This is a genomic window from Thiomonas sp. TH-17 (assembly GCF_057473305.1).
Window position 1 is genome coordinate 80,739 of the sequence record NZ_JBYCKI010000032.1, and the last position, 9,043, is coordinate 89,781.

Here is a 9,043-nt window from a genome sequence, read left to right on the forward strand (position 1 = left end):
TTCACGGTCGATACCGCAACTGCCCGCTCACATAGGTGGCCGCGACATTGCGTTCGTCCGCCAGTAGCATCCACGCGAATAAACGCTCATGCAAGCTGCGTGCCATGTCTTGCCGCCGCTGCTGCACCGCGCCTTCGGCCCAGCGCCACACCACCACATCGGCCGCGGTGCCGGGAGCGAAGTGGCCGATCTCGTGCTCCAGATCGAGGACGCGCGCAGCGCCCCGGGTGGCGGCGTAAAGCCCCTGCCAGGCCGTCATGCGCTGGGCTTGGAGCGCGAGCACCTTGTAGCCATCGGCCAGGGTGCGCAACTGGCACAGACTGGTGCCGCCGCCCACGTCGCTCGCCGGGGCCACCCCCACGCCCGCAGCCTCGGCCTTGGCCCAGTCGAACAGGCCGCTGCCCAGAAACAGGTTGGACGACGGTGAGAAGGCAATGCTGCTGCCTACCTGCGCCATGCGCAGGCGGTCGGTATCGTCGAGCCAGATGCCGTGCGCCAGCACGCTGCGGCGGGTGAGCAGGCCGCGGCGGTCGTACACGTCGAGGTAGCTGCGGCTGTCGGGAAAAAGCTCGGCAATCCATCGCACTTCGTCGCGGTTCTCGGCCACATGCGTCTGCATGTAGAGGCCGCCGGCGCGCTGGGCGTAGCGCTGCAACAGCCCGCCGGCCATAGCCAACTGCGCGTCACTGCTGGTGGCGGCGAAGCGGGGTGTCACGGCGTAGGCCAGTCGGTCGACACCATGCCAGCGCTCGATCAGCTCGACGCAGTCTGCTTCAGCCTGCGCGACATCATCGCGCAGGTCGGCCGGGCAGTTGCTGTCCATCAGCACCTTGCCGGTGATGAGCCGCATGCCGATTTGGCGTCCGGCCTCGAACAGCGCCTCGCTGCTGGTCTTGTGTACCGTGGCAAACACCAGCGCCGACGTGGTGCCGTGCGCCAGCAGCGCATGCAGAAAGCGCTCGGCGCCTAAACGGCTCTGCTCGGCGTCGGCGTAGCGCGCCTCGGCCGGGAAGGTGTAGCGCTCCAGCCAGTCGAGCAGCGCCGCGCCGAATGAGGCGATGACATCGAGCTGCGGCGCGTGCACATGGGTGTCGATGAAGCCCGGCATCACCAGATGGCCGCGCCAGTCCTGCCGCGCCCAGCTCGCATCCGGCGGGTCGTCGGCTGGGCGCACCGCCTGCACCCGGCCCTGCTCGATCAGCAGCCAGCCGTCGGGCTCGAAGCGCACGGCGCCGGTGGCGTCTTCGCTCCAGCCGGGGTCGCGCAGGAAGTAGAGGATGTCGCCGCGCAAGGCCATGCGCGCTTGGCCGGGGGCGACGGTAGAAGGCAAAGTGTCCACAGCAGTCATCAATCGTCAGTCAGTCGGAGGGAAAGAGCGCGTAGCGCAGCAAAAACAGCCCCGCCACCACCCACAGGGCCGGATGCACTTCTCGTGCCCGCCCGGTCAGCAGCTTGAGCGCGGCGTACATGATGAAGCCAAACGCCAGCCCGTTGGCGATGGAATAAGTGAAGGGCATGATCAGCGCGGCCAGCGCCGAGGGTACCGATTCGGTGATGTCGTTCCAGTCGATTTCCAGCAGCTCGCGCATCATCAACCCGGCAACGTAGAGCAAGGCCGGGGCGGTGGCGTAGGCGGGCACCACGGCGGCCAGCGGCGCGATGAACAGCGCAGCGAGAAACAGCACGCCCACGGTGAGTGCCGTGAGCCCGGTTCGGCCGCCAGCCTGCACGCCGGAGGCGCTTTCGATATAAGCCGTGGTGCTGCTGGTGCCCAGCAGCGAGCCCGAGAAAATGGCCAGACTGTCGGCAAACAGCGCGCGACCGAGGCCGCTCTGGCCGTCCTTGGCGCCGTCTTTCAGCAGCCCGGCCTTGCGGGCGATGCCGGTGAGCGTGCCGGTGGCGTCAAAAATTTCCACCAGCACGAACACCAGAATGATGTGAAAAAACCCGGCATGCAGCGCGCCCAGAATGTCGAGCTTGAAGAAGGTCGGCGCGATGCTCGGCGGCATCGACACGATGCCCTGATATTGGGTCAGCCCAAGCGCCATGCTCGCCAGCGTCACCGCCACGATGCCGATGAGAATGGCGCCGCGTACTCGCCAGTAGTCGAGCAGCGCGATGAGCAAAAAGCCGCCGGCTGCCAGCACCACCGGCAGCGAGGCCAGGTTGCCCAGCCCGACCTTGGTGGCAGGATTCGCCACCACGACCCCCGCGTTCGACAGCGCGATGATCGCCAGGAACATGCCGATACCCGCGGCAATGGCGCTACGCAGCGACTTCGGAATGCCGGCCACCAGCCACGACCGCACGCCGGTGATGGTCAGCAAAATGAAGATGCAGCCGGAGATGAACACCGCCCCGAGCGCCTGCTCCCAGGTGAAACCCATCCCCTTGACCACGGTGAAGGCGAAAAAGGCGTTCAGCCCCATGCCCGGCGCCAGACCGATGGGCCAGTTGGCGACGAAAGCCATGATGAAGGTGCCCAGGGCCGCCGCCAGACAGGTGGCGACGAACACGGCGCTGGCGTCCATGCCCGTGGTCGACAGAATCGACGGGTTGACGAAGATGATGTACGACATGGTGAGAAACGTCGTCACCCCCGCCAGAATCTCGGTGCGCACATCGGTGCCGTGTGCTTCGAGCTTGAACAAGGTTTGCAGATTCATGAACAGTCTCCTGGGTTTTAACGCCTCGCTCAGGGTGGCGAGGTCGGTAGGCCCGTGCCGCATCGGCGCGGGGTTGAGAAGGAGGTCAGCCCGGCCGGGGGTCGGCGGCCTCACGAATATGCGCACGCAGCCAGCGGTGCGCGGCGTCCAGATGCACGCGGGCGTGCCACAGCAGGTAATAGGTCAGCGGCGGAAACGGCACCGGGCAGGGCAGGATGTGCACCGGCAAACCAGCGTCCACATAGCGTTGGCAGAAGCGGCGTCCGGTGGTCAGCACCAGCAGGCTGCGCGCCACCAGGCCCGGAATCAGGTTGAAAAAGGCGCAGTGCACCGTGACGTTGCGCTGCAGCCCCAGATGGTGCAGATGCTGGTCGATCACGCCTTCGCCCACGGCGCGCAACGGCGACGGCGCCACATGCTCGGCCTGCAGATACTGCTCCAGATCCAGACCGCGCCGCAGCGCGGGGTGATCGGCGGCGACCAGACAGACGATTTCATCTTCGATCAGCGGCGCAAGGTGCAGATCCTGCGGCGGCTCCAGCCAGTTGCCTAGCACGGCATCGACATCGCCGGCGGCCAGCGCATGGCGGTAATCCAGCGTGGCCGACAGCGGCAGCACGTCCACCCCGCACAGCGGCGCTTCACGTTTGAGCGTGGCGATGAGCTGCGGCAGAAAGGCCGGGTCCATATAGTCGGCCGCCACCAGGCGAAACTGCCGCGTGCTGTGCATCGCATCGAACGGACTGGCGCCGCCGAGCAAGCGCTGCGCTTCCCGCAGGATGCAAGCGCTCGGTTCGATCAGACTGGCGCCGAACGCGGTGGGCACCATGGCATTGCCGCTGCGCACCAGCAGTTCATCGCCGGTGATGCCGCGCAGGCGACGCAGCGCGGCGCTCACGGCGGGCTGGGTCGAGCCCAGCCGCATGGCGGCGCGGGAAACATTCGATTCGGTCAGCACGGTATGCAATACCCGGATGAGATGCAGGTCAATGGAGTCCAGCGCATTGTTCATGGTGCAGCTCCTTGCGGCATCGGCCGCTTCGCATGTTTTGTATACAGTTCAGCATATGTCAATCGCGCCAGATCGTGGCCCAATACTTGCAGCATCGTGCTTCACTCTGTTTTCACATTTCCACCGCCTGATGGCCCGCTATCTGCCATGAACACCCAACCTATCCGCTTCGTCCATCGCGGCCAGATCACCGAAGTCAGCGGTCTGCCCGTCACCACCACCGTGCTTCAGTGGCTGCGCGAGCAGGCGCACCAGTGCGGCACCAAGGAAGGCTGCGCCGAAGGCGATTGCGGCGCCTGCACCGTGGTCGTGGCGGAGCTGGCCGATGGCATCAACCAAGATTGCGCCGCGGTGACCGTGGGGGCTTTGCAGCTGCGCCCGATCAACGCCTGCATCCGCTACTTGCCCACGCTGCACGGCAAGGCGCTGTTGACCGTCGAAGACCTTCAGCAACTTGCCCCCGGTCGTGCGCTGCACCCGGTGCAGCAGGCCCTGGTCGATTGTCACGGCTCGCAGTGCGGCTTTTGCACCCCCGGCTTCGCCATGTCGCTTTACGCGAGCTACGAGCGCCACCAGGGCGCGGGCACCCGGCCCACGCGGCAGCAGCTCGCCGACGACCTGTCGGGCAATCTCTGCCGCTGCACCGGTTACCGCCCCATTCTCGATGCGGGTCAGGCCATGTTCGAGGCGCCAGCAGCGCGGCTCGACCCCGAGCCCCTTGCCGCGCTGCTGCGCCAGATCGCCGAACGCACGACCGAGCCTTTTGTGCACGCCGCACCCAACCCCGCCTACCTCGATGCAAAGGGTCAGCCCCGCATCGACCATTTCATTGCCCCACGCACCCTTGCTGAATTTGCCGCCGTCCGGACCGAACGACCAGAGGCCAGACTGCTGGCCGGTGCCACCGACATCGGCCTGTGGACCAACAAGCAGTTCCGCGATGTGGGCGATCTGCTCTACCTGGGCGATGTGCGCGAGTTGCATACGGTGGAACACGACGGCCCCCAGCTTCGCATTGGCGCGGCCGCGCCGCTGGAAGAGGCCTGGGCCGCGCTGGTTCACCACTGGCCCGAGCTGCGCGAAATGGCGCTGCGCTTCGCCGGGCCACCGGTGCGCCACGCCGGCACTCTGGGCGGCAATGTGGCCAACGGCTCGCCCATCGGCGACAGCGCGCCGGTGCTGCTCGCGCTCGACGCCGTGCTGCTGCTGCAGCGCGGGCCGGTGCAGCGACGGCTACCGCTTGCAGACTTCTATCTCGACTATATGAAAAACGCCCTTCAGCCCGGCGAGTTCCTGCGGGCCATCGAAGTGCCTTTGCCCACCACGAGCGAAACCCCGCAGCAGGCGCTGCGGCTGCGCGCCTACAAACTCTCCAAGCGCTACGACTGCGATATTTCGGCGGTGAGCTGCGCCCTGGCCCTGCGGCTGGATGCGCAAGGCCGCGTCAGCCACGCACGTCTGGCCTTCGGCGGCATGGCGGCGGTGGTCAAGCGCGCGGCGCAGGCCGAAGCCGCGCTGCTGGGCCAGCCCTGGAGCGAAGCCAGCGTGCACGCGGCCATGCAGGCACTCGACGCCGACTTTCAGCCCTTGACCGATCTGCGCGCCAGCAGCGCCCATCGGCAGCGGGTGGCGCGCAATCTGCTGTGGCGATTCTGGCTGGAAACCCGTCCCGAAGCGCCCCTGCCCGCCAGCCTGACCAGCGTCTGGTCTGGCCTGATGCCCGCGCCGCACACGGTTTGAGGAGCGCACCATGAACAAGCCCCACGACCTCTTGTCACTATCGCCCGCCATTCCGAACTTTGCCCGCCAGGACAACACAGCTTGGAGCGAAGCTGAATGGCCCGCCCTGCACGAAGGTGCTCGCGTCGGTGTCAGCCCGCCGCCGGGCCGCCCCAAGGCGGGGTGCGCCCCCTTGGGGGGCAGCGACCGCGAAGCGGGAGCGTGGGGGCCGTCCACTCCGCCGCATGAATCGGCGCATCTGCACGTCAGCGGGCAGGCCACCTACACCGATGACGCGCCAGAGCTGCAGGGCACGCTGCATGCCGCACTCGGCTTGTCGCCGTTCGCCCACGGCAGATTGCTCGGCATCGACCTTGAGCGCCTGCGCGCCCAGCCCGGCGTGGTGGCCATCTTCACCGCAGCCGATATTCCAGCGACGAACGACTGCGGCCCCGTGGTGCACGACGACCCGATTCTGGCCGACGGCACGCTGCGCTTCGTTGGCCAGCCGGTCTTCTTCGTCGTGGCCACCACACAGACCCTCGCGCGCCGCGCGGCGGCACTGGCCCGCGAGGTGATACAGGCCGAAGCCCTGCCTGCGGTGCTCACCGCACGCGAAGCCCACGCCCAGGGTCAGTATGTGCTGCCCCCTATGCACCTCACGCGCGAGACGGCCCCCGGCGAACTCGAACGGGCGATGGCCGCCGCCCCGCATCGCCTGCAGGGCAGCCTGAGCGTGGGCGGCCAGGAGCAGTTCTACCTCGAAGGCCAGGTGGCCTATGCCATGCCCACCGAAAATGCGGGCATGCGCGTGCTCTGCTCCACCCAGCACCCCAGCGAGATGCAGCACGTCGTGGCGCACATGCTGGGCTGGATGCAGCACCAGGTGCAGGTCGAATGCCGGCGCATGGGCGGCGGCTTCGGCGGCAAGGAATCGCAGTCGGCGCAGTTCGCCTGCTGCGCAGCGCTGGCCGCCTACCTGCTGCAGCGGCCGGTGAAACTGCGGCTCGATCGCGACGACGACTTTCTCATCACCGGCCGACGCCACGGTTTCGAGTACGACTACGCCGTGGGCTTCGATGACGACGGTCGCATCCTCGCCTACGAGGTCACGCTCATCGCCAATGCCGGGCATTCCGCCGATCTCTCCGGCGCGGTGCTCACCCGCGCCATCTGCCATGTGGACAACGCCTACTGGCTGCCCAACGTCGCCATCCACGGATTCGTGGCCAAGACCAACACCCAGAGCAACACGGCCTTTCGGGGCTTCGGCGGGCCGCAAGGCGCCCTCGTCACCGAGTTCGTGCTCGACACCATCGCCCGCAAGCTGGGGCATGACGCCCTTCAGGTGCGCCGCGCCAACTTCTACGGTATCGGCCGCAACAACCACACGCCCTACGGCCAAGGCGTGACCGACAACGTCATCACCCCGCTGGTGGACCAGCTCGCGCAGAGCGCCGACTATGCTGCGCGCCGTGCCGCCATCGCCCGCTTCAACGCCCACAGCCTCGTACTCAAGAAAGGGCTGGCGCTCACCCCGGTGAAGTTCGGCATTTCGTTCAATGTCGTGCACCTGAACCAGGCGGGTGCGCTCGTGCACATCTACACCGATGGCAGCGTGCTGGTGAACCACGGCGGCACCGAAATGGGGCAAGGGCTGAACACCAAGGTGGCGCAAGTCGTCGCAGAGGAACTGGGGCTGGATTTCGCCGCCGTGCGCTGCACCGCCACCGACACTCACAAGGTGGCCAACACCTCGGCCACCGCCGCGTCCACCGGGGCCGACCTCAACGGCATGGCCGCGCTCGACGCCGCGCGCACCCTGCGCCTGCGCCTGGCGGCCTTCGCCGCCGAACGGCACGGCGGTCGCACCGAGTCGGTGCGCTTCAGTAGCGGCATGGTGCACACCGGCGACGCCACCCTGCCCTTCGCCACCCTGGTGCAGCAGGCCTATCTCGCCCGGGTGCAGTTGTGGAGCGACGGCTTCTACACCACGCCTGACCTGCATTGGGATGCCAACACGCTCACCGGCCACCCGTTCTACTACTTCGCCTACGGTGCTGCGGTCAGCGAAGTGCTGGTCGATACGCTCACCGGCGAATGGCGCCTGCTGCGCGCCGACCTGCTGCACGACGCCGGCAAGTCGCTCAATCCGGCCATCGACATCGGGCAGGTCGAAGGCGCGTTCATTCAGGGCATGGGCTGGCTCACGATGGAAGAACTGGTGTGGCACCCGAAAACCGGGCTGCTGCTCACCCACGCCCCCAGCACCTACAAGATTCCCACCGCCAACGACTGCCCGCCAACGTTTCGCACCGCACTGTTCGACAACGCCAACGCCCAGCCAACCATCCATCGCTCCAAGGCCGTCGGCGAGCCACCTTTGCTCTTGCCCTTCTCGGTGCTGCTGGCGATACGCGATGCCATCTCCGCCGTGGGCGACCACCGCATCGACCCGCCCCTGCGCGCGCCGGCCACGCCCGAAGCCATACTCGATGCCATCGAGGCGGTGCGCAACCAGCAGAGTTCTGCAGCGCCATGAAACGCGAACCCGCACCGCTCAACCTGCTTGATGCCGAACCGGCGCAAGCGCCCTGGGTCTGCGTCACCCTCAGCCGGGTGCGCGGCTCCGCGCCGCGCGAACAAGGCGCCTGCATGCTGGTTGGGGCCACACAAACCCGCGGCAGCATCGGCGGCGGACATCTGGAATACAAGGCCATCGCCACCGCGCGGCAACTGCGTGCACGCTGGGCTGCCGGGACGCCAGCCGAACCCCACCTCGAAAGCCACGCCCTCGGCCCCGCACTCGGGCAATGCTGCGGCGGCCACGTCGAGCTTCGCTACGAGATTGCGGCCAGCGGCGCGCTTCCCGCGCCCGATCCGCTGTTTCATCTGCAGCTCTTTGGCGCGGGCCATGTCGGCCGGGCGCTTGTGCGCGCCTTACGCCCTCTGCCTTGTCACATCGACTGGATCGATGAGCGCGAGCAGGAGTTCCCGTTAGACGCCTTCGCACCCGAAGTCGGCGGCGAGTGGCCCTCCACGCTACGCGCCCTGGCGGTGGACGCGCCGGAAGCCGAAATCGCCACGGCGCCGCCCGGCGCCTTCTATCTGGTGATGACCCACAGCCACGACCTGGACTTCCGCCTGGGCGAAACCATTCTGCGGCGCGCCGATGCGGCACTACCCCCTGACTCGCTGCGCGCGTCCCCCCCCGAGGGGGTGTCAGCCCCTTCGGAACGGCCGTGCGGAACTGACATCGGTTGGTTCGGCCTCATCGGCTCGGCCACCAAGCGCGCGCGCTTTGTACGGCGCTGGCGCGAACGCGGCGTTTCCGACGAGGCGCTGAAGCGGCTGGTCTGCCCGGTGGGCATCCCCGGCATTCCCGGCAAGGCGCCCGAAGTCATCGCCGCTTCGGTGGCGGCGCAGTTGCTTCAGGTGGCGGCGCAGATCGGTTGATCGGGCCGCCACCCGTCCCGCGTCAATCGTCCAACAATTCGGCGTCGCGCACCGCGCCCTTGTCGGCGCTGGTCACCAGCTTGGCGTAGGCCTTGAGCGCCTGGCTCACCTTGCGGGCGCGCGGGGCCGCGGGCTTCCAGCCGCGGGCGTCCTGCTCGGCGCGGCGGCGGGCCAGTTCGTCGTCGCTCAC

Annotated in this window: 6 protein-coding genes; 3 read left to right on the forward strand and 3 right to left on the reverse strand. The window is 67.7% G+C overall.

Annotated features, from left to right (window positions below):
* Nucleotide 1: 1 nt before the first annotated feature.
* The 3 genes from guaD to AC2VLV_RS02660 form a co-directional block, all read right to left on the reverse strand.
* Nucleotides 2-1,348, reverse strand: coding sequence for a guanine deaminase (guaD, locus tag AC2VLV_RS02650; protein WP_486988501.1), 1,347 nt, complete (start codon nt 1,346-1,348; stop codon nt 2-4).
* Between the two features lie 10 nt (nt 1,349-1,358).
* Nucleotides 1,359-2,666 (reverse strand): NCS2 family permease, encoded by a 1,308-nt coding sequence (locus AC2VLV_RS02655; RefSeq protein WP_486988502.1) that lies wholly within the window; start codon nt 2,664-2,666, stop codon nt 1,359-1,361.
* 85 nt (nt 2,667-2,751) lie between these two features.
* Nucleotides 2,752-3,678 carry a LysR family transcriptional regulator gene (locus tag AC2VLV_RS02660; RefSeq protein WP_156052649.1) on the reverse strand — a complete coding sequence of 309 codons (927 nt, stop codon included), beginning with the start codon at nt 3,676-3,678 and terminating at the stop codon, nt 2,752-2,754.
* Nucleotides 3,679-3,825: 147 nt separating this feature from the next.
* On the opposite strand from AC2VLV_RS02660, the gene xdhA reads away from it, so the two are divergent.
* Genes xdhA through xdhC form a run of 3 tightly spaced genes read left to right on the forward strand, consistent with a single transcriptional unit; the run spans nt 3,826 to nt 8,853 of the window.
* On the forward strand, nt 3,826-5,418 hold the full coding sequence (gene xdhA / locus AC2VLV_RS02665) for a xanthine dehydrogenase small subunit (protein WP_486988503.1): 1,593 nt from the start codon (nt 3,826-3,828) through the stop codon (nt 5,416-5,418).
* Nucleotides 5,419-5,428: 10 nt separating this feature from the next.
* The gene (gene xdhB, locus AC2VLV_RS02670; protein ID WP_486988504.1) at nt 5,429-7,939 is read left to right on the forward strand and encodes a xanthine dehydrogenase molybdopterin binding subunit; all 2,511 of its coding nucleotides are present in this window, start codon (nt 5,429-5,431) and stop codon (nt 7,937-7,939) included.
* Complete coding sequence (gene xdhC / locus AC2VLV_RS02675; protein ID WP_486988505.1) at nt 7,936-8,853, forward strand: xanthine dehydrogenase accessory protein XdhC; 918 nt, start codon at nt 7,936-7,938, stop codon at nt 8,851-8,853. Before xdhB ends, xdhC begins: the two co-directional genes overlap by 4 nt.
* Nucleotides 8,854-9,043: the final 190 nt, after the last annotated feature.

Coding starts and splice junctions, on each gene's coding strand:
- guaD (WP_486988501.1), bottom strand. CDS start 1,348: ATGACTGCTGTGGACACTTTGCCTTCTACCGTCGCCCCCGGCCAAGCG.
- AC2VLV_RS02655 (WP_486988502.1), bottom strand. CDS start 2,666: ATGAATCTGCAAACCTTGTTCAAGCTCGAAGCACACGGCACCGATGTG.
- AC2VLV_RS02660 (WP_156052649.1), bottom strand. CDS start 3,678: ATGAACAATGCGCTGGACTCCATTGACCTGCATCTCATCCGGGTATTG.
- xdhA (WP_486988503.1), top strand. CDS start 3,826: ATGAACACCCAACCTATCCGCTTCGTCCATCGCGGCCAGATCACCGAA.
- xdhB (WP_486988504.1), top strand. CDS start 5,429: ATGAACAAGCCCCACGACCTCTTGTCACTATCGCCCGCCATTCCGAAC.
- xdhC (WP_486988505.1), top strand. CDS start 7,936: ATGAAACGCGAACCCGCACCGCTCAACCTGCTTGATGCCGAACCGGCG.